This is a genomic window from Bradyrhizobium sp. 6(2017), from assembly GCF_011058295.2.
GTDB classification, from domain to species: Bacteria; Pseudomonadota; Alphaproteobacteria; order Rhizobiales; family Xanthobacteraceae; genus Bradyrhizobium; species Bradyrhizobium septentrionale.
Genome location: NZ_CP049289.2, coordinates 1,083,241 through 1,108,028, shown reverse-complemented (window position 1 = coordinate 1,108,028; position 24,788 = coordinate 1,083,241). Strand labels below are relative to the sequence as shown.

Annotated in this window: 22 protein-coding genes; 8 read left to right on the top strand and 14 right to left on the bottom strand. The window is 65.7% G+C overall.

Annotation, left to right across the window (positions count from 1 at the left end; translation table 11 throughout):
• Positions 1–276: 276 nt before the first annotated feature.
• Positions 277–1,449: an ABC transporter substrate-binding protein gene (locus G6P99_RS05175; protein WP_029082930.1), complete on the bottom strand. Its 1,173-nt coding sequence runs from the start codon at positions 1,447–1,449 to the stop codon at positions 277–279.
• 389 nt (positions 1,450–1,838) lie between these two features.
• Between G6P99_RS05175 and G6P99_RS05170 the strand changes: the two genes are divergently transcribed.
• Complete coding sequence (locus tag G6P99_RS05170; RefSeq protein WP_051346517.1) at positions 1,839–2,378, top strand: DUF805 domain-containing protein; 540 nt, start codon at positions 1,839–1,841, stop codon at positions 2,376–2,378.
• Positions 2,379–2,555: 177 nt separating this feature from the next.
• Here G6P99_RS05170 and G6P99_RS05165 read toward each other — a convergent pair whose 3' ends face one another.
• Both G6P99_RS05165 and G6P99_RS05160 read right to left on the bottom strand, forming a co-directional pair.
• Complete coding sequence (locus tag G6P99_RS05165; RefSeq protein WP_029082932.1) at positions 2,556–3,452, bottom strand: sigma-70 family RNA polymerase sigma factor; 897 nt, start codon at positions 3,450–3,452, stop codon at positions 2,556–2,558.
• 29 nt (positions 3,453–3,481) lie between these two features.
• Entirely contained in the window at positions 3,482–3,790 is a 309-nt protein-coding gene (locus G6P99_RS05160; RefSeq protein ID WP_029082933.1) for a hypothetical protein, read from the bottom strand.
• A 182-nt stretch (positions 3,791–3,972) separates the two neighbouring features.
• Between G6P99_RS05160 and G6P99_RS05155 the strand changes: the two genes are divergently transcribed.
• The 3 genes from G6P99_RS05155 (at position 3,973) to G6P99_RS05145 (ending at position 8,659) form a co-directional block, all read left to right on the top strand.
• Complete coding sequence (locus G6P99_RS05155) at positions 3,973–5,379, top strand: MFS transporter (protein ID WP_029082934.1); 1,407 nt, start codon at positions 3,973–3,975, stop codon at positions 5,377–5,379.
• Between the two features lie 114 nt (positions 5,380–5,493).
• Positions 5,494–6,768, top strand: a complete 1,275-nt coding sequence (locus G6P99_RS05150; protein ID WP_029082935.1) for an NAD(P)/FAD-dependent oxidoreductase — start codon at positions 5,494–5,496, stop codon at positions 6,766–6,768.
• 226 nt (positions 6,769–6,994) lie between these two features.
• Positions 6,995–8,659, top strand: a complete 1,665-nt coding sequence (locus G6P99_RS05145) for a tannase/feruloyl esterase family alpha/beta hydrolase (protein WP_165127488.1) — start codon at positions 6,995–6,997, stop codon at positions 8,657–8,659.
• Between the two features lie 19 nt (positions 8,660–8,678).
• On the opposite strand, the gene G6P99_RS05140 is transcribed toward G6P99_RS05145, so the two are convergent.
• A complete protein-coding gene (locus tag G6P99_RS05140) occupies positions 8,679–9,629 on the bottom strand; it encodes a helix-turn-helix domain-containing protein (protein WP_165127486.1) in 951 nt (316 codons plus the stop codon).
• Between the two features lie 149 nt (positions 9,630–9,778).
• On the opposite strand from G6P99_RS05140, the gene G6P99_RS05135 reads away from it, so the two are divergent.
• On the top strand, positions 9,779–10,444 hold the full coding sequence (locus tag G6P99_RS05135; protein ID WP_029082938.1) for an isochorismatase family protein: 666 nt from the start codon (positions 9,779–9,781) through the stop codon (positions 10,442–10,444).
• A gap of 151 nt (positions 10,445–10,595) precedes the next feature.
• Here the strand turns inward: G6P99_RS05135 and G6P99_RS05130 are convergent, their stop codons facing one another.
• Together G6P99_RS05130 and G6P99_RS05125 are read right to left on the bottom strand one after the other, a co-directional pair.
• Positions 10,596–11,822 (bottom strand): ABC transporter substrate-binding protein, encoded by a 1,227-nt coding sequence (locus G6P99_RS05130; protein ID WP_035977477.1) that lies wholly within the window; start codon positions 11,820–11,822, stop codon positions 10,596–10,598.
• A gap of 53 nt (positions 11,823–11,875) precedes the next feature.
• A complete protein-coding gene (locus G6P99_RS05125) occupies positions 11,876–13,078 on the bottom strand; it encodes a cytochrome P450 (protein ID WP_165127484.1) in 1,203 nt (400 codons plus the stop codon).
• Positions 13,079–13,160: 82 nt separating this feature from the next.
• On the opposite strand from G6P99_RS05125, the gene G6P99_RS05120 reads away from it, so the two are divergent.
• Positions 13,161–13,685 (top strand): MarR family winged helix-turn-helix transcriptional regulator, encoded by a 525-nt coding sequence (locus tag G6P99_RS05120; protein WP_029082941.1) that lies wholly within the window; start codon positions 13,161–13,163, stop codon positions 13,683–13,685.
• A 419-nt stretch (positions 13,686–14,104) separates the two neighbouring features.
• On the opposite strand, the gene G6P99_RS05115 is transcribed toward G6P99_RS05120, so the two are convergent.
• A complete protein-coding gene (locus G6P99_RS05115; RefSeq protein WP_029082942.1) occupies positions 14,105–15,967 on the bottom strand; it encodes a feruloyl-CoA synthase in 1,863 nt (620 codons plus the stop codon).
• A 155-nt stretch (positions 15,968–16,122) separates the two neighbouring features.
• Here G6P99_RS05115 and G6P99_RS05110 point away from each other — a divergent pair, with 155 nt between their 5' ends.
• Positions 16,123–16,653 (top strand): MarR family winged helix-turn-helix transcriptional regulator, encoded by a 531-nt coding sequence (locus tag G6P99_RS05110; RefSeq protein WP_051346518.1) that lies wholly within the window; start codon positions 16,123–16,125, stop codon positions 16,651–16,653.
• Positions 16,654–16,857: 204 nt separating this feature from the next.
• The gene (gene atzF / locus G6P99_RS05105) at positions 16,858–18,678 is read left to right on the top strand and encodes an allophanate hydrolase (RefSeq protein ID WP_051346519.1); all 1,821 of its coding nucleotides are present in this window, start codon (positions 16,858–16,860) and stop codon (positions 18,676–18,678) included.
• Positions 18,679–18,844: 166 nt separating this feature from the next.
• Here the strand turns inward: atzF and G6P99_RS05100 are convergent, their stop codons facing one another.
• The 7 genes from G6P99_RS05100 to G6P99_RS05070 all read right to left on the bottom strand — a co-directional run bounded on the left by G6P99_RS05100 (position 18,845) and on the right by G6P99_RS05070 (position 24,785).
• Positions 18,845–19,192 carry a DUF2489 domain-containing protein gene (locus tag G6P99_RS05100; protein ID WP_156928760.1) on the bottom strand — a complete coding sequence of 116 codons (348 nt, stop codon included), beginning with the start codon at positions 19,190–19,192 and terminating at the stop codon, positions 18,845–18,847.
• A gap of 38 nt (positions 19,193–19,230) precedes the next feature.
• Entirely contained in the window at positions 19,231–19,962 is a 732-nt protein-coding gene (locus G6P99_RS05095; RefSeq protein ID WP_029082945.1) for a GntR family transcriptional regulator, read from the bottom strand.
• Positions 19,963–20,005: 43 nt separating this feature from the next.
• A complete protein-coding gene (hpxZ, locus tag G6P99_RS05090) occupies positions 20,006–20,398 on the bottom strand; it encodes an oxalurate catabolism protein HpxZ (protein ID WP_029082946.1) in 393 nt (130 codons plus the stop codon).
• A gap of 1 nt (position 20,399) precedes the next feature.
• Positions 20,400–21,797: an AtzE family amidohydrolase gene (locus G6P99_RS05085; RefSeq protein WP_029082947.1), complete on the bottom strand. Its 1,398-nt coding sequence runs from the start codon at positions 21,795–21,797 to the stop codon at positions 20,400–20,402.
• A 7-nt stretch (positions 21,798–21,804) separates the two neighbouring features.
• A complete protein-coding gene (locus G6P99_RS05080; RefSeq protein WP_029082948.1) occupies positions 21,805–21,984 on the bottom strand; it encodes a DUF4089 domain-containing protein in 180 nt (59 codons plus the stop codon).
• Positions 21,985–22,003: 19 nt separating this feature from the next.
• Positions 22,004–23,788 (bottom strand): dipeptide ABC transporter ATP-binding protein, encoded by a 1,785-nt coding sequence (locus tag G6P99_RS05075; RefSeq protein WP_029082949.1) that lies wholly within the window; start codon positions 23,786–23,788, stop codon positions 22,004–22,006.
• Between the two features lie 97 nt (positions 23,789–23,885).
• Positions 23,886–24,785, bottom strand: coding sequence for an ABC transporter permease (locus G6P99_RS05070; RefSeq protein ID WP_165127482.1), 900 nt, complete (start codon positions 24,783–24,785; stop codon positions 23,886–23,888).
• Between the last annotated feature and the right edge of the window lie 3 nt (positions 24,786–24,788).

The following is a 24,788-nucleotide window of genomic DNA, read 5'->3' as shown; positions in this document are numbered from 1 at the left end:
GCATGCGCTGCCGCTTTTACGGCTTGTTGTTCTCCCTCGGCCCCGCTCTTGCGCGGCCGGGACGAGCAAAGCTCGCCCTGAAAGGGTTGGGGTGAGCGGCCATCTCCACGAATCGAACTCGTGGAAGGAGCCCCTCACCCAATCGCTTCGCGCATAGCCGAAGCTTTGCTTCGGCGTTCTTCTTCAAGAACGGCCGCCGGAGGCGGCCTATGCTCTCCCCGCAGGAGCGGGGCGAGGTGAATGAAAAGCAAGGCTCGGGCCAAGATTGCCCAAGAGTTATTTCATCGCGCACTTGTCGTGGAAGCGATCCTGGTCATCCTTGACGATGGTCGCGACCGTCTTCAGCGAGAGCTGGCCGTCGGCGTCCTTGACCACGTCCTGCAGATAGAAGTTCTGGACTGGAATGTGGTTGTTGCCGTACTTGAACAGGCCGCGCACCGATTTGAAGTTCACCTTCTCCATCTCGGCCTTCATCGCGTCTTTCTTCGTCAGGTCGCCCTTCACCGCGACCACGGCGCTGTTGATGAGGTTGGCAGCGTCATAGGATTGCGCGCCGTAGAACGTCGGGCGCAGGCCCGGATACTTCTTGCGGTAGTCGGCGACGAACTTCTTGTTCTCCTCGTTGGGCAGATCGTTGACCCATTGCTGCGCGCCGGGAACGCCGAGCGCATTGTCCTTCTGCAGCGGCAGCGACAATTCGTCGATGGTGAAGGCGGTATAGAGCGGGATCTGCTGCTTGATGCCGGCCTGCGCATACTGGTTCAGGAACTGCACGCCGGCCGCGCCCGGATAGAACACGAAGATCGACTCGGCCTTGGAATTCTTCGCCTTGGTGAGTTCGGCGGAGAAATCGAGCTGGCTCGGCCACACCGTATACTCCTCGCCGACCACCTCGCCCTTGAAGGTGCTCTTGACGCCGGCCAGCATGTCCTTGCCCGCGGCGTAGTTCGGGCCGATCAGGAATACCGACTTGACGCCCTTCTGGTTCATGTAGGTGCCGACCGCCTGCGGGGTCTGGTCGTTCTGCCAGGAGGTCGAGAACACGTAGGGCGAACACAGTTCGCCGGCGAGCTGCGACGGACCGGCATTGGCCGAGATCAAAAAGGTCTTGGAATCGACCGCGGTCTTCAGCGACGCCAGCAGCACGTTCGACCAGATGTAGCCGACGATGAAGTCGACCTTGTCGGACTGCACCAGCTTCTCGGTCTTCTGCTTGCCGACATCGGGCTTCTGCTGGTCGTCCTCGTAGATCACCTCGACCGGCTTGCCGTCGATCTTGCGGCCGAGATGGTCGAGCGCGAGTTCGAACGAATTGCGCATGTCGTTGCCGATCACGGCGGTCGGACCGCTGAAGGTCGAGACAAAGCCGATCTTGACGCTGTCAGCCGCCGTCGCGGGCTGCGCGAGCGCCAGTGCCATGGCGCCTGCCAGCCAAAATGCCTTTTTCATATTCACTCCCCTCCTCAACCAAAGATCCCGCCAGGCTCGATCACGAGGGCCCGGGGGTCACGCTATACGCGCGTCGTTCTGTGACGTGTTTTGTGCGCGATATCGCAAGTCTGCAGCAAGCATGAACCGACGGCACCCTATTAGAACCTTCGGCGCATACCCGAGCACTGTGCATCATAATTCGTCTAAACCGGGCAAAGCAAGAAATATAATGCCGGTTGCGTAGGCAACGATTGTCGCACCCCGCTCCCTCCGGAGACCGCCGCCGCACTGCAGCAGGCTTTAAGGATTCGGTAAAGCGCTCGGAAACCACGTCCCGGGAAGCCGTCCCGGACTTCATGCTCTCGAAAGCATCGCCGGACGAGGCTCGGTCCAAAGGGACGCGTCGCATGTTGTTGAACTACATTTTCGGCTTCAACGCCCGGCTCGGCCGGCTGGCCTATTTCTTCTTCAGCTTCGTGGTCGGCTGCGGCTACCTGATGCTGGTGTTCGGCATCACCGGCAATGCACCGGCGAGCGGCCGGACGGATGTGCTGCTGGCGCAAGCCGCCAACAGCATGCCGCTGTTGATCGGCTTCTATGTCGTGCTTGCCATGACCTTCATGCTGCAATCGATGCGTATCCGCGACATCGGATGGGACCCGGTCTGCGTGATGGTGGGTTGGATCGCGCTCGTCGTGATCGACCGGGTCGTCGCCGGAAAATATCCGGAATATGCGCTGACCTACCAGCACACCGGCACGACGGTCGGCACGCTCGTCAACCTTGCGCTGATGCTGGCCCTGACGTTCTGGCCCGGCGAACGCCTCGGCGAAGCGCCACATGAGACGGGCGATGACGGCTTCTCAAGCAGGGGCAGCACCCCGGCCGCAGCCGGCAACCGCGTTGCGCGTATCGCCAGCGGCGAGTTCGGCGGCAAGACGCGGTAGCGGCCGTCGTCCCTGCGAAGGCAGGGACCCATAACCACAGGATTGGATTGTTGAAGAGCGCTGAGGCCCCAGCGTGCAAGAACGATTGTCATTCGTGGTTATGGGTCCCGGCTCGGAGGCCGGGACGACGCTGAGTTTGTGGCGCGATCATTGCGCAACGCGCGGAGCGCCGACCGGTCACCCTTTATCCACCACCCATTCGGCGCCATCGATCGCATAGTCCGCATGCCGAAAATCCCTGATCGTCGCAACCTTGTCGGCCGACCAGTCGAGCAGCATGAACGAGCGCGGCGGCGCGCCTCGTGCGTCCGGGTCGAACACCAGGATCGCGGGGCGTCCCTCGACCTGTCCGGTCACCAGGTGCCAATCGTGGATCTTCGAATAATTGCCGAAGTAGCGCGACACCTCGGCCTTGCCGTTGAGCCGTGTCCGATTGACGAGCTCGAGCCTGACGTCATCGGCGATCATGGCGCGGATGGCGTCGAAGTCGCGGGCGTTGAAGCGGCCGACATAGGCATTCAGCCTGTTGCGATCGGCCGGCGACAGGCCGGGCCGCGGCGCGTCGTCGGGCTCGCGGGCGAAATCCCGCAACTGCGTCCGTCCGCGGTGTAGCGCCGCCTTCACCGCGGGCAGGCTGAAATCCATGATGCCGCAGACCTCCTGCAACGAGCAACCGAGCACGTCCATCAGGATCACGCTGGAGCGCTGCGCCACCGGCAGACGCATGAAAGTGCGCAGGCTCGCCGCTGCGATCTCGCGGCGGCTGACATCATCGAGCTCTCCGGCCATCATGTCCACCTCCTCCGGCGCGTGGAGCGCGTCCTGGCGATTGCGCCGCCTGAGGAAATCGAGCGCGGTGTTGTGCGCGATCCGGAACAGCCAGGCTTCCACGTTCTGGATTGGCGCTGCGGACGCAAAGGCCTCCACCGCCTTGATCAGCGCGTCCTGCAGCACATCCTCGCCATCGATGACCGATCCGACCATACGGGCGCAGTAGCGATGCAGCCTGGGCCGCATCGCCGCCAGCAGCGCGTCGACCTCGGTCGCTTCAGGCGCTTGGGGTGGTGACGTCATGATGGCTCCGCCAAGTCGGTTCACTCGGTTCACGGCTCATCCAGCATACGATAATTGCCGACAATCACGGCACTGCGAACCAGCGGCGGCTCGGCGCAACGATCGCGGATGCCGTCCTGGAAGACCTGGAACGCCGCGAGCTTCGGGATCGGGCTCGAGCCGTCGTCGGCCGCGGTCTCGACCATGTGGATGAAGGTATCGTCCTCCAGCCGCAAGGTCAGATAGCGCACGCCATCCGGCTTTGCCGCCTTCAGCTCGGCGAACACCGCCGAAACCAGCTCGGCATTCTTCTCGGCCATCTCCGGCTTCGCCTTGTACCTGATCAGGGTCCGTCTCATCGCAACCTCCTTGGCTCGATCTCTGCGGCCGGAACAGGCCGCGTCAGACCCAAGGACGTTTGCCGACCGCCAAAGGATGCGGTCCGTCAAAAGTTATTTTCGGCCGCATCCTTTGCCGGCCCCGGTTCGTCCTGGCCTGCGAAGCGCGCCGCAACCTTGCCGCACGCCAACGGAGAACGACCATGCAGACCCCTCGAGAGCGCGCCGAACAGCGCTGGGTGCTCGGCCTCACCGCGCTGGCATCCTTCATGATGGCGCTGGACGCCATGATCATGACCACGGCCTTCGCGACCATCCGCGCCGATTTCGGCAGTCCGGTGGAGACGCTGCAATGGACCGTCAACGCCTTCAACCTGACCTTCGCGGTGCTGCTGTTGACCGGCGCCGCGCTCGGCGACCGCTTCGGGCGCCGGAAAATGTTCGCGGCCGGGATCGGCCTGTTCGTGGTGGCATCGGTGGCCTGCGCGCTGGCCGGCAACGCCGCGGCACTGATCGCCGCCCGCGCCCTGCAGGGCGCAGGCGCAGCGCTGGTGATGCCGCTGGCGATGGCGATCCTCAGCGGCGCCTTCGGCCGGGAGGAACGCGCCCGCGCGCTCGGCATTTTCAGCGGCGTCACCGGATGCGCGCTGATCATCGGCCCCGCGATCGGCGGCTTCATCACCGAGCATCTCGGCTGGCGCTGGATCTTCTGGATCAACCTGCCGATCGGCCTGGTCGCGATTACCCTCGTGCTGGCGCGCCTGCGCGAAAGTTTTGGACCGGCAGCGCCGCTCGACGTCGCGGGACTGTCGCTGGTCGCGCTCGCCGCGCTGGCATTGGTCTGGGGCCTGTTGCGCGGCAACAGCGTCGGCTGGGCCAGCGCGGAGGTGACCGGCGCGCTGATCGCCGGCGCCGCGCTGGCTGTGATGTTCGTGTTGTGGGAGCTGCGTGCGACGAACCCGATGGTGCCGATGCGGCTGTTCGCGGCAAGACCGTTCGCCTCCGGCATGGCCGCAAGCGTGCTGTTCTATGCCGCGATGTACGGCGTGCTGTTCCTGCTGCCGCAGTTCCTGCAGATCGCGCTCGGCTTCGACGCCTTCGGCGCCGGGCTGCGGCTATTGCCGTGGACGGCGACGCTGTTCGTCACGGCACCGATCGCCGGCGCCGCCGTCAACCGGTTCGGCGAGCGCTCGCTGGTCGTCACCGGTCTGCTAATGCAGGCGATCGGGCTCGGCTGGATCAGCGAGATCGTGGGCCCGTCGGTGTCCTATTCCGCGCTGGTTGCGCCGCTGGTGCTCGCTGGCGTCGGCGTCTCGATGGCGATGCCGGCTGCGCAGAACGCGGTGCTGAGCGCGGTTGCCGTCAGCGAGATGGGCAAGGCGTCTGGTATCTTCAACATGGGCCGCTTCCTCGGCGGCATGTTCGGCATCGCGGCGCTGGTGGCGAGCCTCGTAGCCAATGGCGCCGCCGATTCATCCGGACATTTCACCAGCGGATTTGCTCCCGCGATGAGCCTTGCAGCAACGCTGTCGTTTGCTGGCGCTGTCGCGGGACTATTCCTGCCGATGCGGCGACGAGCCGTCGCAGCAGCCGCGCCGCAGGATGCATGACGTTGCAACGATTGGGTTTCGCTATCGGGCGATCGGGCATTTCGTGTTGGAATGAGGCTGCGAATGACTACATAATCAAATGACGAAGCCGTTCGGAACCGAGAGCGACATCTCATGACGCAAGCGCCGGCCAAACCTCATCGCGTGGTGATCGTCGGCGCCGGCTTCGGCGGGTTGGAATCCGCCTTCGGTCTCTCCGGCGCGCCGGTCGAGATCACGCTGATCGACCGCCGCAACCACCATCTGTTCCAGCCGCTGCTCTATCAGGTCGCGACCGCATCGCTTGCGACCAGCGAGATCGCCTGGCCGATCCGCTATCTCTTGCGCGACCGGCCCGAGGTGACGACGCTGTTTGCCAATGTCTGCGGCGTCGATGCGGCCGGAAAGCAGGTGCAGCTCGATGACGGCGGCAGCATTCCCTACGACACGCTGATCCTCGCCACCGGCGCGCGCCACGCCTATTTCGGGCATGACGAATGGGAGCCGTTCGCGCCCGGCCTGAAGACGCTGGAGGACGCCACCACGCTCAGGCGGCGCATTCTGGTTGCGTTCGAGCGCGCCGAGCGCGAGACCGATCCGGACGCGCGCGCGGCGCTGCTCACCTTCGTCGTGGTCGGCGCGGGCCCGACCGGCGTCGAGATGGCCGGCACCATCGCCGACCTCGCCAAGGACACGCTGCCGCGCGACTTCCGCCACATCGACACGCGGATGGCGCGCGTGGTGCTGATCGAGGCCGGCCCGCGCGTGCTGGCCGGTTTCCCGGACGATCTCTCGGCCTATGCGCAGCGCGCGCTGCAGAGCCTCGGCGTCGAGGTGGTGCTCGGCGAAGCGGTCACCGAATGCGCGGCCGACGGCGTGGTCTATGGCGGCAAGAAGCTCGCGGCGCGCACCATCGTCTGGGCCGCCGGCGTGCGCGCCTCGCGCGCCGCCGAATGGCTGAACGCGCCGGCCGATCGCGCGCACCGGTTGCAGGTCGAGCCGGATCTCACCGTGCCCGGCCATCCCGATATCTTCGCCGTCGGCGACACCGTCACCATCAAGGGCCCGGACGGCAATCCGGTGCCCGGCATCGCGCCGGCCGCAAAGCAGGAAGGACGCTACGCCGCAGCCCTGATCAAGGCGCGGCTGAAGGGCGAAACGCTGCCGCCGTTCCATTACAAGCATGCCGGCAGCCTCGCCCAGATCGGCAAGCGGCTCGCCGTGATCGACTTCGGCAAGATCAAGCTGCGCGGCGCGCTCGCGTGGTGGATCTGGGGCATCGCCCACATCTACTTCCTGATCGGCCTGCGCAACCGCCTCAGCGTCGCGCTGAGCTGGCTCTGGGTCCACGCCCGCAACCAGCGCGCCGCGCGGCTGATCACCCAAGGCAGCAGCAAGGTCGCGCAGTAGGCATTGCTCCGCGCAGCCCCTGCGCACCGTCGCCCTGAGGTGGCCGCCTCTTCGGCGGCCCTCGAAGGGTCGACGGCCGAGCTGGTGGCCGTGCATCCTTCGAGGCTCGCTTCGCGAGCACCTCCAGCGACAAAGGCGGAGCCTTTGCGCGGGGATGACGGAACTGCTTGCAACTCCCCTCGCGTGAAATACTTGCCACGGCAACAATTATTGCGGGGAGGAAACAATGCAGATCGATGCGCGCGCATGGGCGCTTGCGGCTTCGCTTGCCACGCTGACGTCATTCGCAGGCGACGCGGCGGCGGCGCAGATGCTCGCCGATCCCGTGGCCACCTGTAGCGGACTTGCCGGCCCCGCCGATGGCACGATCAAGGTCGATAGCGCAATGCTCCAGGCGCCGTCGCCGCTCGCGGTTGCCGAGAAGGGACCGACACCATCCGGCCGCGTCGTCCCGGCCAATCCCGCCTTCTGCAAGGTGCTCGCCCATATCGATCCCGCCGATCCCACGGCACCGCCGATCAAGTTCGAGGTCAACTTGCCGGTGGAGTGGAAAGGCCGCTCGCTGCAATATGGCGGCGGCGGCTTCAACGGCGTGCTGATCAGCGGCCTTGGCCTGCCGCCGGCCTATCCGTTCGACAAATCCTCGCCGCTGGCACTCGGCTTCGCGACCGTCGGCACCGATTCCGGCCACGAGTCGAAGCCCGGCGAGCCGCCCCAGCTGTTCGCGCTCAACGACGAGGCGTTCGAGAATTTTTCGCACAAGGCCTACAAGAAAGTGCGCGACGCAGCGCGGACGCTTGTTGTGCGCGCCTACGGCAAACCGCCGGCGAAGACGTATTTCATGGGATCGTCCGAAGGCGGCCGCGAGGCGCTGACCATGGCGCAGCGCTACCCCGACGATTTCGACGGCATTTTCGCGCGCGTGCCCGTGATCAACTGGGTGGGGCTGCAGCATGCCGGCACCCGCTCGGGCCTTGTCACGATGGGCGACGGCTGGATCCGCCCGGCCCAGGTGAAGCTGGTGGCAGATGCCGTGCTGAAGGCCTGCGACAGACAGGACGGCTCCGACGACGCGCTGGTGCAGGACCCGGTCGGCTGCAAGGCCGCGTTCAAGCCGGCCTCGCTGGCATGCGCGGCGGGCCAGAGCGGCGACGACTGTCTGACCGACAAGCAGATCGCGGCGATCGACACGCTGCATGCGACCTACAAATTTTCGTTCCCGCTCGCCAACGGGCTCGACGACTATCCGGGCTGGGGCGTGTCCGGCGAGAACACACCGGCATTCGGCCCGACCGGCGGATGGAAGGCGTGGTGGCTCGGCACCACGGCGCCGGCGCAACCGCCCGCGCCCACCAACGGCATCGCCTGGATCTACGGCGCCGGCGGAATCCAGTATGTCTTCGCGCGCGATCCAAAACTCGACGTCACGACCTACAGGCCGGAGGACTACAAGGATCGCGTGCGGCAGGTCTCCGCGCTGATGGATTCAACCGATACGGATCTCAGCCGCTTCCACACCCATGGCGGCAAGCTCGTGATCCTCGAGCACATGGCCGATTATGCGCAAAGCCCTTATGCCGGCATCCGCTATTTCGAGACTGTCGAGAAGACGCTCGGCAAGGAGAAGACGGCGGAGTTTGCGCGGCTCTACACCGCGCCCGGCGTCGACCATGTCGGCTCCGGCGCGCCGGCGAATGTCGACATGCTGGCGGTGCTGGTCGACTGGGTCGAGAACGGCAAGACGCCCGCCGATCTGGAAGTGACGGAGCAGAAAGTGCAGGCGCCGGGTTTCGAGACGTTGCGCGCGCTGCCGCTGTGCCGCTGGCCGGCCTGGCCGCACCACAAGACTGGACCGGTGATCGCGGCGTCGAGTTTCTCCTGCGCGCCGTGACGAAAGGTCGATCCGCGCGTCACCCCATCACCTGATGGGGCGACCGGCCGAACGCGGCCTTGAAGGCGCGGCTGAAATGCGAGACGTCGCTGAAGCCGAAACTCAACGCGACATCGGTGACGTGGCTGAAGCGTCGTTCGGCCAGCGCCCGGTAGGCGCCGGCGAGACGCTGCTGCCAGAGCCAGCGGATCGGCGTCGTACCCTCGCGCGCGAACAGGCGATTGAGCGTGCGCGGCGCCATATGCTGCGCCTTGGCGATCGCATCGAGATCGAGCTCGGAATCGTCGAGATTGGCGAGAATGTAGCCCTTGACCCGCGCCAGCCGTTCGTCGCCGTGCCGCGGCATGTCATCCGTCAGCTCGGTTTGCAGCGTCGTTGCGAAAATGTCGAGCGCCGAGGCGCCGAGCCGTACCGCAGCCGGTCCCGCCGCATCATCGAGCCGCGTCAACCGGCCGATCAGCGATCCCGCCAGCGCTCCCACTTTCGAATCGTTGCCGACCCGCCGTGCGGTCAGGCGCTGCGCATCCGGCAGGCGCGCGAGCAGCAGCGGCCGCGGGATCGACACCATGATCGAACGCGCGCTCGGGGCGAATTCGAGCGTGAACGGCTGCGCCTGGTCATGGAGCATGAGATCGCCGCGGCGCATCTGCACCTCGCGCCCGCCCTGTGTAAAGCCGACCTCGCCGCGCAACGTGAGCCAAAGCATGAAATAGTCGCGCGGGTCCCGGCGGACGTCGCTCGCGCTGCGCACCACCCGGATCCGGTCGGCCGCCGGGGTCGACGACCAGATGTCGTTGATCGCAAGCGGGCCAAAATTGCGGATCGAGATCGACGCGGCAAACGCCTCGTCGGCGACCCGGCGGCATTCGGTCAACGAGAACTCGCGGCAGGTGACGTGATGCCAGCGGTCGAAACTGTCACCTGGCGCGACAAGCGTTTGCGCGACGACTGTGTGATCTGGGGTCTGCATCGGACCTTGCTCCCACCCAACCCGGCAGCGGGATATTCTGCGTCCGCCGCCCGGTTCTGGCAAGCACAGGCCAGCGATTGGCCGGCGCAGCCAAGAACGGCTGCCGCGGGGGATGTAGAAATATCTCCCTTTAGAAGAGGAGACACCACATGGGCTACCAATGCGACATCATCGATCCCGCCCGAACCGTCATGATCGTTGTCGACATGCAGAACGATTTCGTGGCCGAGGGCGCCAAGCTGCGTTCCGCGCAAGCGGCCGCCATGGTGCCCCGGCTGGCGCAAACGCTGAAGGCCTGTCGCGACAAGGGCATCCGCGTCATCTACACCGCGCATGTGCATCGCCGCGACGGCAGCGACATGGGGCTCTATGACGATCTCTATTCGCCCATCGCCGACCGGTCGTCGCTGGTCGATGGCACCGCGGGCGTCGAGATCTTCAATGACCTCGCACCCGCGCCGAGCGAGCACGTCATCAAGAAGCACCGCTACAGCGCGTTCTTCGCCACCGACCTCGACCTCATCCTGCGCGAATGGGGCATCACGACGGTCATCATTTCAGGGACGACGACCGAGAACTGCTGCCACGCCACCGCGCGGGACGCCATGTTCCACAATTACAAGGTGGTCTTCCTGTCGGATGCGACGGGCACGTTCGACTATCCGGATGTCGGCCAGGGCGCTCTGTCAGCCGAGCAGGTGCATCGCGCCACGCTGACGATCCTCGCGTTCTCGACAGCGCATGTGATGACGGCGGCCGAGATGCTGGCGCGGGTGAAGGTGACGGACGGTGCAGCGAGCCCGAAGGCGGCGTAGGTCTTCTCCCTCTCCTCGTTCTTACGGGGAGAGGGTCGGGGTGAGGGGCTCCATCCACGATTGCGACTCGTGGAGGGTCCCCCTCACCCGCCGCGCTCTTCGAGCGCGTCATCCTCTCCCCGCAAGCGGGGCGAGGCAAACGGAGCGCGCCTCACTTCACCAGCGAGCAGCCGCCATCGGCCAGCGGGCGGAAGGCCTGGTCGGCAGGGATGGTCGCGATCAGCTTGTAATAGTCGTAAGGGTATTTCGACTCCTCCGGCTTCTTCACCTCGAACAGGTACATCGGGTGGACGACGCGGCCGTCCTGGCGGATCGCGGTCTCGCCGAACAGCTTGTCCATGCCCTTGAAGGTCTTCATCTGCGGCACCACGGCCTTGGCGTCGTCGCTGCCGGTGGCGGCAACCGCGTTGAGGTAGGCGAGCGTCGCGGCATAGACGCCGGCCTGGTTGCCGCTCGGCATCTTGCCGTTCATGCCGGGACGCGCGGCGAAGCGTTTTGCAAACGCGCGGGTGTCGTCATTCATGTCCCAGTAGAAGGCCTCCAGCAGCTGCAGGCCCTGCGCGACCTTCAGGCCCATGCCGTGGACGTCGTTCACGAACAGCAGGAACGCGACCATGGTCTGGCCGCCCTGCTGGATGCCGAACTCGGCCGCCTGCTTCACCGCGTTGATGGTGTCGCCGCCGGCATTGGCGAGCCCGATCACCTTTGCTTTCGAGTTCTGCGCCTGCAGCAGAAAGGACGCGAAGTCCGATGTGCCGAGCGGATGCTTGCTCGATCCCAGGACCTTGCCGCCGTGCTTCTCGATATAGTTCGTCGCTTCAGCTTCAATGCCTTTGCCGAGTGCGTAGTCGACGGTCACAAAATACCAGTCCTTGCCGCCGCGCTGCATCATCGCGGCCGCGGTGGTGTTGCCGGTCGCCCAGGCGTCGTTGACCCATTGAATGGTGTTCGGCGAGCAGGCCTTGCCGGTGAGATCGGAGCTTGCGGTCGACGACGCCAGGAACGTCATCCTGCTATCGCGCAGGATGGTGTTGATGGCGAGGCCGACGGCCGAGTTCGGCACGTCGACAATGGCATCGACGCCTTCGACATCGAGCCATTTGCGCGCGATCGCAGATCCGACGTCGGCCTTGTTCTGGTGATCGGCATAGACGATCTCGACCTTGATGCCCTTAGCCCCGCCGTTGAAATCCTCCGCCGCCATGCGCGCGGCTTCCACCGAGCCCATGCCGTTGGTGTCCTGGAAGATGCCGGAAATGTCGTTGAGCACGCCGACGCGCACCACATCGCCGGAAATCTCCGCGCGTGCGCTGCCTGCGGCGCAGGCCAGTGCCAGCGCAAGTCCAATCCTAAATCGCCCAACTCCGAAGCCCCTCATCCTATCCACTCCCCTGTTTCCTCAACCAACCTTTGCCGGTATTGAGCTTCTCGTCAGGCCGGCGTGATCTCGACCGGCAGGCTGCTGAGCCCGCGCAGTGTGTTGTTGAAAAGGCGCTTTGGCTCGCCTGATATTTCGATCTTGGCGACACGACGCGCGAGCGCCGCCATCATCACTTCGCCTTCGAGGCGGGCGACAAGTTGGCCGACACACATATGGATGCCCGAACCGTAGCCGACATGGCCCGACGTACGACGCGTGATGTCGTAGCTATCGGGCTGTTCCCAGCGGCGCGGATCACGATTGGCCGCAGCCAGGAACATCAGCACCTTCTCGCCTTCGGGGATGCTGGCGCCACTGAGCTCGACGTCGCGGGTCGTGGTGCGGAAGAACGTCTGGACCGGACTTTCGAACCGCACGGCTTCCTCGAAAGCGTTGCGCGCCAGCGTCGGGTCGCCGCGCAGCCTCTCGAACTGGTCGGGGAAGCGGGCAAGGCAGTAGACGGCGGCACCGATGCCGTTGACGGTGGTGTCGAGACCGGCCGATAGCAGCGAGCGCACCAGCAGCGGCGCCTCGGTCGCGGTAATGGCACCGCTATCGACATGGGCGTGGATGCAGGCCCCGATGCCGCCCGGGGTGAGATTGTCGCGCTGACACTGCTCGGCAATATAGGCCTGATGCGGCGCCGAGCGCTCGATCGCCTGCTTGCGGAGCTCGTTCGGCGGCCCGAAGGCGTTGAACACCAGGCTTGCGTAAGGCAGCAGATGCTCGCGGCCCTCCGGCCGCAAGCCCAGCGCATCCGGGAAGATCGACAGCGGATAGGCGTCCGCAAGGTCCTCGATCGCGTCGAAACGGCGCTTCTCCAACAGCACATCGACGCGGGCCTCCGCGGCGGCGGAAAATCGCCCGCGAAGCTGCTTCATCACGGTCGCTGACAGCACCGAGCTTAGCACCGTGCGGGTGCGGGTATGCGCCGGCGGGTCGGCCTCCAGGATCAGGCTCGGCGGCCGCCACGGCTTCTCCTTGGAAAAGTCGCTGAGGCCGACGCCGCGGCTGGAGCAGAAGGTCGCGGGATCGTTCAGGACCGCATGGACCTCGGCATAGCGGGCCACGCCGTAGACGTTCAACTTGTCGAGATAGACCACGGGTGCGGCCTCGCGCAGCCGCTCATGGGTCGGGAACGGATCAGCGAAGAATTCGAGCGCAAACGGATCGACGTCGAGGTGCGGGACGGACGTCCCTGCCGTTGCAGTCATCGGGACCTCCCGAGGTTTGATCTTGTCAACACGGGCCGCATGTCTATTGCTCCCGAGCAGTTTCGCAGCGATGATTTGAGAAATGAGCAGTCAGCCCCTCCCCCGAAAGCCCCGCCGGCCGAGACCGGCCGATCCCGCAGACGCCACCGACGGCCCGCTGCTGGACCTCAATCGCTATGTGCCGGCGTTCATCACCTTCATCGGCAACAAGCTGTCGAACAGCGCCACCGCCTTTTACCAGAAGAACTTTGGCGTCAACGTCACCGAGTGGCGAATCATCTCGCAACTGGCGATCGAGCCGGGGATTCCGGCCTCGCGGATCTGTCAGGTGATCGGCTTCGACAAGGGCCCGGTCAGCCGCAACCTCGCGGCGCTGCAGAAGCGCGGGCTTTTGACGATCCGCACGGCGCCCGACGACGGCCGCACCCATTCGATCACGCTGACCGCGCGCGGCCGCGCCATCCACGACAAGGTGATCGTCGCGGCGCTGGAGCGCGAGCGGCGGCTGCTGTCGTGCCTGAAAAAGGACGAGCGCGAGGTGCTGATCGACCTGTTGCGCCGGTTGCACGAGAATCTCGGCGCCGTGACCGGGCAAAGCACGACCTGACCGTACGGCGGCACCCTGCGCCACCGCGATATTCGCCCGGTCTTCCATGCGTGCCGCTCGCGCGCTGCTGCGCAACATTTTCCTCCCAAACGCGTGGCCGTTGACCGGCCCTGTCCCGATTGGCACGGAAACTCGCACAGCTTAGTTGCCATGGCAACTAAAAATACGAACCCTTGCGGGGCAAGGCTCCGGGGAACCGGTGCGGACGGCTCAAGTGTATGGTCCGCCAGACGTTCCACAAACTCGGTGTCGTCCCGGCCTCCGAGCCGGGACCCATGACCACCAATGCTGATTATTGCGCGCCAGCGGAACGACGACCTTTGTACACAACGTCGGCCGCGGAATATGGGTCCCTGCTTTCGCAGGGACGACGGCGGTGTACGTGGCGCCCTGCCAGCACCCTACCGGTACAAATCACGTCACGAGCCCGCGCAGGCGATCGGCTCGGCCGACGCGCCGTCCTCCAGGACCGCCACTGCTGCGGCGCGGCGCGTCAGCACGGCGCGCTGGTTGATGTAGCCCTTGTCGGTGATCTCCCCGCCATCGACCGAGGCGGGCTCGGCCAGCAGCAGCGCACGGGTGGCGTGGCCGGAGGAATGGCCGCCTTGCGCCTTCAGTTTTGCCAGCCCCTGCCCGATCGCGGAGCGGATCGCAGGATGGCTGATCACCTCTCGCACGTCGGCGCTCTCGGAAAGTTCCGCCAGTGCGCGGCAGGCGGCAATGTTCGGAAACACCAGGAACCGCACCTCGTCGCGGCCATGACCAGTGACGACGATGTCCTGCGCAAGCGGGGCCAGTGCCGCGATGCCCGCGACGCGCAAGGTGCCGACGCTGACCCAGGTTCCTGAATTGAGCTTGAAATCCTCGGCGACGCGGCCGTCGAAGAACAGGCCAAGATCGGGCCTGTCAGGATCGGCGAAGGTGACGGCGTCGCCGATCTTGTAAAAGCCCTCGTCGTCGAAGGCCTCGGCGGTGAGCCCGGGCGCCTTCCAGTAACCCGGCGTGACATTGGGCCCGCGCACGCGCACCTCGAGCTTGTCGCCCGACGGCACGAGCTTGAGTTCGGTGCCGGGGATCGGCACGCCGATATTGCCGGAGCGTTTGGCGAGGAAGTGACAATCGGTCGCGAGCGGCGAGGTTTCGGTCGAGCCCCAGGCCGACACCATCGGCAAGCGCCGCCCCACGGTTTGCAGCGACAATTCCTCCAGCGCGTCCCACAGATTCGGCGGCAGCGCCGCGCCGGCATAGAAGGCGAATTTGGTTCCTTCGAAGAATTTGCGGCGCAGCTCGCCATCGGTGCGGAGCGCCGCGATCAGCATGTCGAAGCCGCGCGGCACGTTGAAATAGACCGTCGGCACCACGCTGCGCAGATTGGCGAGCGAGGTCGCGAACAGGCCGGGCGCCGGCTTGCCGCCGTCGATATAGAGCGTGCCGCCGTTGCGCAGCACCAGATTGAAATTGTGATTGGCGCCGAAGGTGTGGCTCCAGGGCAGCCAGTCCAGGATCACAAGCTCGCCACCGGACTGATCCAGGAACGTCCAGGTCTGCGCCTTGGCCTGCTGGCTCGATGTCAGCATGCGCTGGGTGTTGATCACGGCCTTCGGCGTGCCTGTCGAGCCCGAGGTGAACAGGAATTTTGCTATCGTGTCCGGCGTCACCGCCGCGAAGGCTTTTGCAATCTCGGGCGCTTCCGGCGTCGTTGCGACGGTGCGGAACGGCATTGCGTCGGCATCGCCGGGATTGCCGCTGACGAGGGTCGCCCGATGCAGCGGCTCGATCGCGGCAAGTGCCGGCGCGAACAGCTTTGTGCCCGTGACATAGATCGCGCCGGGATCGAGCAGTTCGATCATGCTCTTCAGCTTGTCGAAATCCCGCGACATCAGCGAATAGGCCGGCGAGATCGCGGCCGAAGGCACGCCGACATGCTGGGCGGCGAGCGCAAACAGTGCGTGATCGATGCCGTTGTCGGACAGGATGACGAGCGGCCGGTCGGCGCTCAGCCCTTGCGCCAGCACCCACGATGCAGCGCGGCGCACGATTCCGAGCGCATCGCGATAGCTGACCGTGCTCCAGGGCGCCTCGGCACTGGCGCGCTCGCCGAGGAAGATGCGATCCGGCGCCTGCCGCGCCCAATGCTCCAGCCAGTCGCCGATGCAGCGGGCACCTTGCTTCAGCGGCATGGTGGATCGAACCAGGATGCTGCCGTCTTGACGGCGGTCGGCAACGATCGCGGGCGTCGCGAACAGGCGGTCTGGATTGTCTGCGCTGGCGGCCATCGTCATAATTTCCTCCTCGCCCGCATCTTGCAGGACCGCGCTGCAACATCGTGCAGCATCGCGGTCCCGGCCGGGCTCTTTGGCTACAAAGTTGCGAGCAACAATTGTTGTCGTCAACAACAATCTTTCCCTTGCGCCTCGGGCGCGCTAGCATCGCCGCCATGGCAAGCCAGCAAAAGACGTTGCGCAAGGCGGCAGGAACCGGAGCGGCAATCCGCCGCCCCCAGGCGCGGGCGGCGAACGGCCGGGCACATCGCGGCGACAACGGCGACGAGATCGGCCTCGACGCGCTGGCCGGCCACGCCGGCTACGCGGTGCGGCGCTTCCAACTCTGGATCTTCCAGGACTTCATCAAGACGCTGGCGGCGGCCGATATCCGTCCGACCCAATATTCGGTCATGACCGTGATCGGCGCCAATCCGGGCCTGAGCCAGATGGCGGTGGCCAAGCGGCTCGGGATCGAGCGCGCGCGGCTGGTTCATCTGCTCGACAGCCTGGAAGAACGCGACTTCGTCAGCCGTATCCCCTCCGCCACCGACCGCCGCACCCATGCGCTGCATTTGACCGCGCGCGGCAGGACCGCGCTGGCCCAGTTCAAGCGGCTCGCCGCCGAGCACGAGCGGCATGTCGCCGCGAAGATCGGCAAGGAAAACCGCGAGCGGCTGCTGCAGATCCTTGCCTGCTTCACCTGACCTCCGGCTCAGATTTCGGCTTGATCAGACCTGCCCTAAGATTAGGCAGAAGCATTCGCAGGCGAGTCTGCAGCAGTTGCTGGCGACCGCTTCAAACAATTGATATCGTACAATAATTTGCCGTGACGCGAGCGCATTCGAATTGTACACAATGGCACATTGCTTGCTTCGATCAGGCTACAATTCCCTCGCGCAGGACATCCGATGCCTTGCCGCTCAACAGACGGGGCCAACCACGTGACTGAAACTGTCGCCGCGATCGTCGCCTCGCATCGCGCCGGGACCATGACGCCGGCCCAAACGGTGGCGCGCAGCTACCAGCGCATCCGCGAGCACAACGATCCCGCCATCTTCATCAGCCTGCGCGACGAAAAGGAGGCGCTCGCCGAGGCCGGGCGCCTCGCCGACCCGACGCTGCCGCTCTACGGCGTGCCGGTCGCCGTGAAGGACAATATCGACGTCAAGGGCCTGCCGACCACCGCAGCCTGCCCGGCCTTCTCCTACATGCCGGCGCACGACTCCACCGCGGTCGCCCGGCTGCGCGCGGCCGGCGCCATCATCATCGGCAAGACCAATCTCGACCAGTTCGCCACCGGCCTGGTCGGCGTGCGTTCGCCCTACGGCATTCCCAAAAATCCGGTGCGCGGCGATCTCGTGCCCGGCGGATCGAGCTCGGGCTCCGCGGTCGCGGTATCCGCGGGACTGGTCGCGCTGTCGCTCGGCACCGACACCGCCGGCAGCGGCCGGGTGCCGGCGATGCTCAACAACATCGTCGGCCTCAAGCCGAGCCTCGGGCTGATCTCGAACGCGGGACTCGTGCCTGCGTGCCGAACGCTCGACTGCATCTCGGTGTTCTCGCTGACCGTCGACGATGCGATGGCCGCGCTCGCCGTGATGGCCAGGCCGGATGAAGCCGATCCGTTCTCGCGCGACCGGCCGCTGGCATCACTGGCAACGTTTCCGGCCAAGCTGAAGCTCGGCATTCCCAAAAGCGGTCAGTTGATCTTCTTCGGCGACCGCGAGGCCGAGAAAGCCTATGGCGAGGCATGCAAGCGCTGGCAGTCGCTTGGCGCCGACCTCGTCGAGTTCGATCTCGAGCCGTTCTACGAAACCGCGCGGCTGCTCTATGAGGGGCCGTGGGTCGCCGAGCGCTATCTCGTGATCCGTGACCTCTTGGCGTCGTCGCCGGACGCAATCCATCCGGTGACGCGCGAGATCACGATCGGCGGAGCGCGGCTCACGGCGGCGGATACGTTCACTGCGCTGTACCGCCTGCAGGCGCTGCGCCGTGTCGCCGAGCGCACCTTTGCGCAGTGTGGCGCGATCGTGCTGCCGACGGCCCCGACCGTCTATTCCACCGCTGACGTGCTGGCCAACCCGATCGAGCTGAACTCGCGGCTCGGCACCTACACCAATTTCGTCAACCTGCTCGATCTCTGCGGCCTCGCGCTGCCGGCGGCGATGCGGCCCGACGGTGCGCCGTTCGGCATCACGCTGCTCGCGCCCGCCGGCCGCGATGCCGAGCTTGCCGGCATCGGCCGCGTGTTCCACGCCGACACCGGACTTGCCATCGGCGCCAAGGCGCTGCCGCAGCCACCGCTCGCCGCAGTGCCGGCGCAGGCCGGGGCCGACGAGATCACCATCGCAGTGGTCGGCGCGCATCTCTCCGGCATGGCGCTGAACCACGAGCTGACGACGCTGGATGCGCGCCTGCTCGAGGAGGCGGTCACCGCGCCGGACTACAGGCTCTACGCACTCGACACCACGCCGCCGAAGCCCGGCATGCTGCGCATCGAGGGCGACGCAGGACACGCGATCAAGCTCGAGCTCTGGGCGATGTCGCCGGCCGCGTTCGGAAAATTCGTTGCCGCGATTCCGCCGCCGCTCTCGATCGGCACGATCAGGCTCGCCGACGGACGGCAGGCCAAGGGCTTCATCGTCGAGCCCGCCGCAATCAACGGCGCGAAGGATATTTCCGCCTATGGCGGTTGGCGGGCGTTCATGGCGGAGAAGGTGAAGGCGTAACCGCGGGAATGGTGTGCTCCCTCGCCCCGCTCTTGCGGGGAGGGGCTTCTCTCAACGTTCCGTGACTACCGAAAGACCTGTCCCCCCACACCCGGATCGCATCTAACGATGCGATCCGACCTCTCCCCGCAAGCGGGGCGAGGTAAGGAGGGCTCCATACTCGCCGCTACAATTCAATTTCTCCGCAGGAAAAACGCTCTACGAGGCTTTTAGAATGAGGCTCTCCAAATTTCCGGGCCCAAGCCTCCATTCGAGCTATCTCCGGCGCAAGAGCCTCCAGCGCCGACTTTTGCCAGAGTGATCTCTCATCGCCCACCGGCAGCGCATCCGTTTCGGAGAAAATGCCGACGAAGGGCACCAAATCCGGGTCCCATTCATCCAGCCCCCACGCGAAGCGGGCTGGACAGATTTTTCTTGCTCCTTCGATGTACGAAAGCCGTCCCGCGAGCATATCTTGCGCAGCTTCAAATATGCTTCGGCGCGCTGCAGCAATCTTGGATTCGTCATGGCTCAAGGTGACGCCCTTTCTTTGCAGCCTGCTCTGGTCGTGCCTTACACCGACACCGCGTAGGTCTCGTATTCGCCGCGCACCTGCTCGATATGGGCGCGCATTGCGGCGGCGGCACCTGGCTTGTCGCCGCGCATGATGGCGACGACGACGCGGTCGTGCTCGGCGTGGGATTTTGCCAGCCGCCCGAGGTTGCGGAACTGGGCGCGGCGGAATGGCTGCACGCGCACGCGGGTCGCCAGGGTGATCTCGGCGATATAGGCGTTCTGCGATCCGGCGTAGATCGCGTTGTGGAAGCGCTCATTGACCTCGTGGAAGCGCTCGGGATTGCCGGTGTAGCTCAAGACCCGCAGCTCCTCATGGACCGCTTCCAGCGCGTGGCGCTCCGCCGGCGTCATCCGCTCGGCGGCAAGGCCGGCGCACATCGCCTCCAGCTCGGCCATCGCCTCGAACATGCCGGTGAGCCTTTCAAGGGACGGCCGCGCCACCACCGCGCCGCGATGGGCGCGGGCATCGATCAGGCCGCTGGCGGCAAGCTGCCGCAGCGCCTCGCGCACCGGCGTGCGGGAGACGTTGAAGCGGCGCGCGAGGTCGGTCTCGTCGAGCCCGGCGCCCGGCGGCAGCGTGCCGCGCACGATCTCGTCGGCGAGTTGCAGCCGCAGCTCTTCGGCGCGGGTGATCTTGTCGGTGAGCGACGACGGGCGATCGACGCGGCGCACGGCCGCGTCGGGCTCGGCGCCCGGCGGCATACGCGTCGGAAGATCGTCCAGGCTCATGCCTCAAGCGTCCTTTCAAGCAGTCCGGTTCAAACGCCGTTGTTCAAGTAGTCTTGGGCTCGTCGATGACGCTGACATGGGCCGCGACGATTCTCCAGCCCTCGGGGAAGCGAATCCACGTCTGCATCTGCCGCCCCACTCTACCCGGTGTGCTGTCCCGGTAAAACAGCGTCGAGGCGATTGCGGTGTCGCGGCCATAGGTCGTGATCACGGTGCGGTCGATCTTGCGCATCAGGCCGACCGGCGAGCGCCCGGCGCGAAACGCCATGATCTCGGTATAGCCATAGAGGTTCTCGCCGATGCCATAGCGCAGCGTGCGGCTGTCGTTGCGGAACAGCTCGTCGAGCACCGCGACATCGTTCGACACCAGCGCCTTCTCGTAGCGCTGGAACTGCGCGGTGACTTCGGCGACCACGTCGGGAAGATCAATGTCCATATCAGAGTCCTCTCGGTGCGGGTGCCGCAGCAACGCCCATCTGTTCCAGCATGTAGGCGACCCGCAACGCGATGTCCTCGCGCCAGGGCGCGGCGATGATCTGCACGCCGATCGGCATCGGCTCGAGCGGCACCGGCACGGCCACGACCGGCAAGCCGATAAAGGAGATCGGCTGGGTGTGGATGCCGATATTGGCGCGCACCGGCAGCTCGACGCCGTCGAGCGTGAAATTGACCTGGCCGAGCTTCGGCGCGGTGCACGGCGTCGCCGGCGCAAGGATCACGTCGACCGACTGGAACAGCTCCGCTGCCTTGGCGCGGAACCAGCGGCGGAATTTCTGCGCCTTGTCGACATAGACGGCCGGGACCATCGCACCCGCGATGAAGCGGTCGCGCACCGCCGGATCGAAATCATTGGGACGCTTGCGCAGGCGATCGAGATGCAGTGCGGCACCCTCGGTGGTGGTGGTGATGAAGGCCGCGGCGCGGGCGCGCGCCGCCTCCGGCAGCTCCACTGTCTGCGTGGCACCGAGCGCCTTCGCCACGCGTGCGACCGCTTCGACAGCCTCCGGAAACACGTTCTGCTGGAAATAGCCGCCGGCGATCGCAACGCGCAGCCGGCCGACATCATTGGCAAGCAACGGCACGGTCGGCTCGATCGACTGCACGATGCAGGCGGGATCATCGCCGTCAGGTCCCTGCATGGCGTCATAGGCGAGCGCGAGATCCTTCACGCTGCGCGCCAGCGGACCGAGATGGTCGAGGCTCGCGACGAACGGATAGGACCGCGCGCGCGACAACCTGCCATAGGTCGGCTTCAGGCCAAAGGTGCCGCAGAACGACGAGGGTACGCGGATCGAGCCGTTGGTATCGGAGCCGAGCGCAATCGGCACCAGCGCGCCGCCGACGGCGCTGCCCGAGCCGCCCGAGGAGCCGCCGGTCATCCGCGTCGGGTCATGCGGATTGCGCGACGGGCCGTCATGCACGTTCTCGCCGGTGAAGTCGTAGGCGTATTCGCCCATGTTGAGCGCGCCGACCAGCACGGCGCCGGCCGCTTCCATCCGCTCGATCAGCGCGGCATCGCGCGGCGACGGCGGCAGGTCGCGGTTGATCTTCGAGCCGGCGCGGGTCGAGAGCCCCTGCACGTCGAACAGGTTCTTGACCGCGAAGGGAACGCCGGCGAGCGGGCCGACCGATTGGCCTACCGCGAGCGCGGCATCGACTGCCCTGGCCCTGGCACGCGCACGATCGGCGGTGACGTCGGTGAAGGAGTTGAGCACCTTGTCGTGCGCCGCGATGCGCGCGAGCGCAGCTTCGGTCGCTGCGAGGGCAGTCATCTTGCGGCTTGATACGGCCTGCGCGATTTCGGCGGCCGACATGAACGTGGGAGTTTCGGACATCGCGGTCTCAGGTCGAATAGATCGCGGCGGACACGATCTCGTCCGGCAGCGGGAAGTCATCGACCAGCCGCGCCAACCGCAGCGAGGCCTCGAGATTGGCGCGCACCGCGGGACGCCAGGCGTCTTCCAGCGGCAACGCCATCGCACGGGCGACGGCGTTCATGTAGTCGTCGAGATGATCGGCCATTTCGCTCCCAATGAATTTCTCAAGCAACCGGCAACGGCGGATGCGGGATCGCCGTCAGCAGCTCCCTTGTATAGGCATCCTGCGGATTGCCCAAGACTTGTTCGGACGTGCCCTGCTCCACGATGCGACCGGCGCGCATCACGATGACGCGATCACACAGCAGGCGCACCACATTGAGATCGTGCGACACGAACAGATAGCTCATGCCCATCGACTGCTTGAGGTCCTGCAGCAGATTGAGCACCACCGCCTGCACCGAGACGTCGAGTGCCGCGGTCGGCTCGTCCAGGATGACGAGCTTCGGGTGCAGCGCGATCGCGCGCGCGATGCCGACGCGGGCCTTCTGGCCGCCGGAAAGCTGGTGCGGAAAACGGTCCAGCAGATTGACCGGCAGACCGACCAGCCGCGCGAGCTCCTCGCAGCGGTCGCGGAGCGCGTCACGCCCGCGGATATCGCCCAGCTGCATGATCGGGTCCGCGATAGCGCGCGTCGCGGTGAAGCGCGGGTTGAGGCTGTCGGTTGGATCCTGAAACACCATCTGGATCTGGCTGCGCCGCGGCAGCCGCGCGAAGGACTGCGGCATGATGGCGCCGATGTCCTCGCCGTCGAACAGGATGCGGCCGGAGGTCTGGTCCAAGAGCCGCATCACCATCATCGATGTCGTCGACTTGCCGCAGCCGGATTCGCCAACCAGCCCGACACTCTCGCCGTGATCAATCGAGAAGCTGATGCCATCGACGGCGCGGAAGATCTCCTCCTCGAGCGGCGGCTTGCGACCGAACAGCTTTGCCAGCACCGAGCCCGCGCCCTGGCGGGGATATTCCTTGACGAGTTTTTCGACTGACAGGAGGGGCCGTGTTCTCTCGTCACCCCCGGGCTTGACCCGGGGGTCCATCGAGGGAGAAGCGTCTTGCGAAGGTCGATGGATGGCCGGGTCAAGCCCGGCCATGACGGGGATAGGCTGCGGAGACTTCGTCTCTTCCTCCGGCAGCAGATCCCGCAGCGACACCCCGAGCCGCGGCGTCGCGCGCATCAGTTTCTTCGTGTAGTCGTGCTGCGGCGACGCGAAGATGTCGGCCGAGACAGCGGTTTCGACCACGCGGCCCTTCTCCATCACCACGACGCGGTCGCAATAAGCGGCAGCCAAACCAAGATCATGCGTGATCAGGATCGTCGACATCGCGCGGCGCCGGGTCAACTCGACGATCAGGTCCATCACCGCCTTCTGGGTGGTGACGTCGAGGCCGGTGGTCGGCTCGTCGGCAATCAGAAGCTGCGGGTTGCAGGCGAGTGCCAGCGCGATGACGACGCGCTGACACATGCCGCCTGACAGTTCGAACGGATAGGCGTGATAACGCTCGCGCGGACGCGCGATCTTGACCTGCTCCAGTGCCTCGATCGCCTTCTCGCCGCGGTCGGTGACCTGCGCCTGCTGGACATGCTGACGCAGCACATCCTCGATCTGATGCCCGACCTTTCGGATCGGATTGAGGGCGGCGCGCGGATTCTGGAAGATCATCGAGACTTCGCGGCCGCGCAAATCGCGCATCTGGCTCTCGGTCGCCGCCTTGACGTCGATGCCTGAAAACATCACCGAGCCGTCGGCGATCCGGCCGGCACGATCGAGAATACGCATCACCGCATATGAGGTCACCGACTTGCCGGAGCCGGACTCGCCGACGATGCCGACGGTCTCGCCCTTGCCGACCGAGATATTGACGTGCTGCACCGCCTTGACGATGCCGCGGCGGGTGGTGAACTCGACCGTGAGGTCGCTGACGTCGAGCAGCGGCTGGGCGGTCATGACCGCCTCCCCCAATGCGATGCATCATCCAAAAATCCGCAAAACAACCCCATGCAAAGTAGCGGCGAGGTAGCGCGACACCGTGCCGAGACAGTCATCAGGTCCTCCGCTGCGGGTCGACGATGTCGCGCAGGCCGTCGCCGAGCAGATTGAAGCAGAACACCGCGATCATCAGCGCAAGGCCCGGGAACAGCGCGATCCACCATTCGCCTGAGACCATGAAGCCCGCACCCTCGGCAACCATGATGCCCCACTCCGCCGTCGGCGGCCGGACGCCGAGCCCGATGAAGGACAGGCCCGCGGCGTTGAGGATCGCATAGCCCATGGTCAGCGACATCTGCACGATCATGATCGGCATGATGTTCGGCAGAATGTGCCCGAGCAGGATGCGGTACTCACCATTGCCGGAGAGCCGCGCCGCCTGCACGAAGCCGGCATTGCGGCGGACGTTTGCCTCGGCGCGCGCGACGCGGGCATAGAGCGGGAAGTTCACGATCGCGGTCGCGATGATGATGTTCTGCACGGTGTTGCCGAGCGCTGCGACGATGCCCATCGCCAGCACGAACAGCGGAAACGCCATGATGGTATCGGCGACGCGGCCGACGATGCGGTCGGTCCAGCCGCCGAAATAGCCGGCGGCGATACCGGCCAGCCCGCCCATCAGGAACACCAGCACGACGGAAGCGACCGCGATGAAAGTGTCGAGCCGTGTAGCCACGATGACGCGGCTGAAGATGTCGCGGCCGAGCTGGTCGGTACCGAACCAGTGCGCGGCGGACGGCGGCTTCAATGCGGCCGCGGTATCAGAGGCGAGCGGGTCGTACGGCACCACATAAGGCCCGAACAGCGCGGCAAACAGGATCACGATCAGCAGCGCGAAGGCAAAGCCGGTGACCTTGTTCTCGCCGAGGACGTAGCGGGTTTGCTCAATGATCGCGGCGAGACCGGAGGTGCGTGCGGGACCGATCGGCTCAACAGTGGGGGCAACGCTGCTCATCTG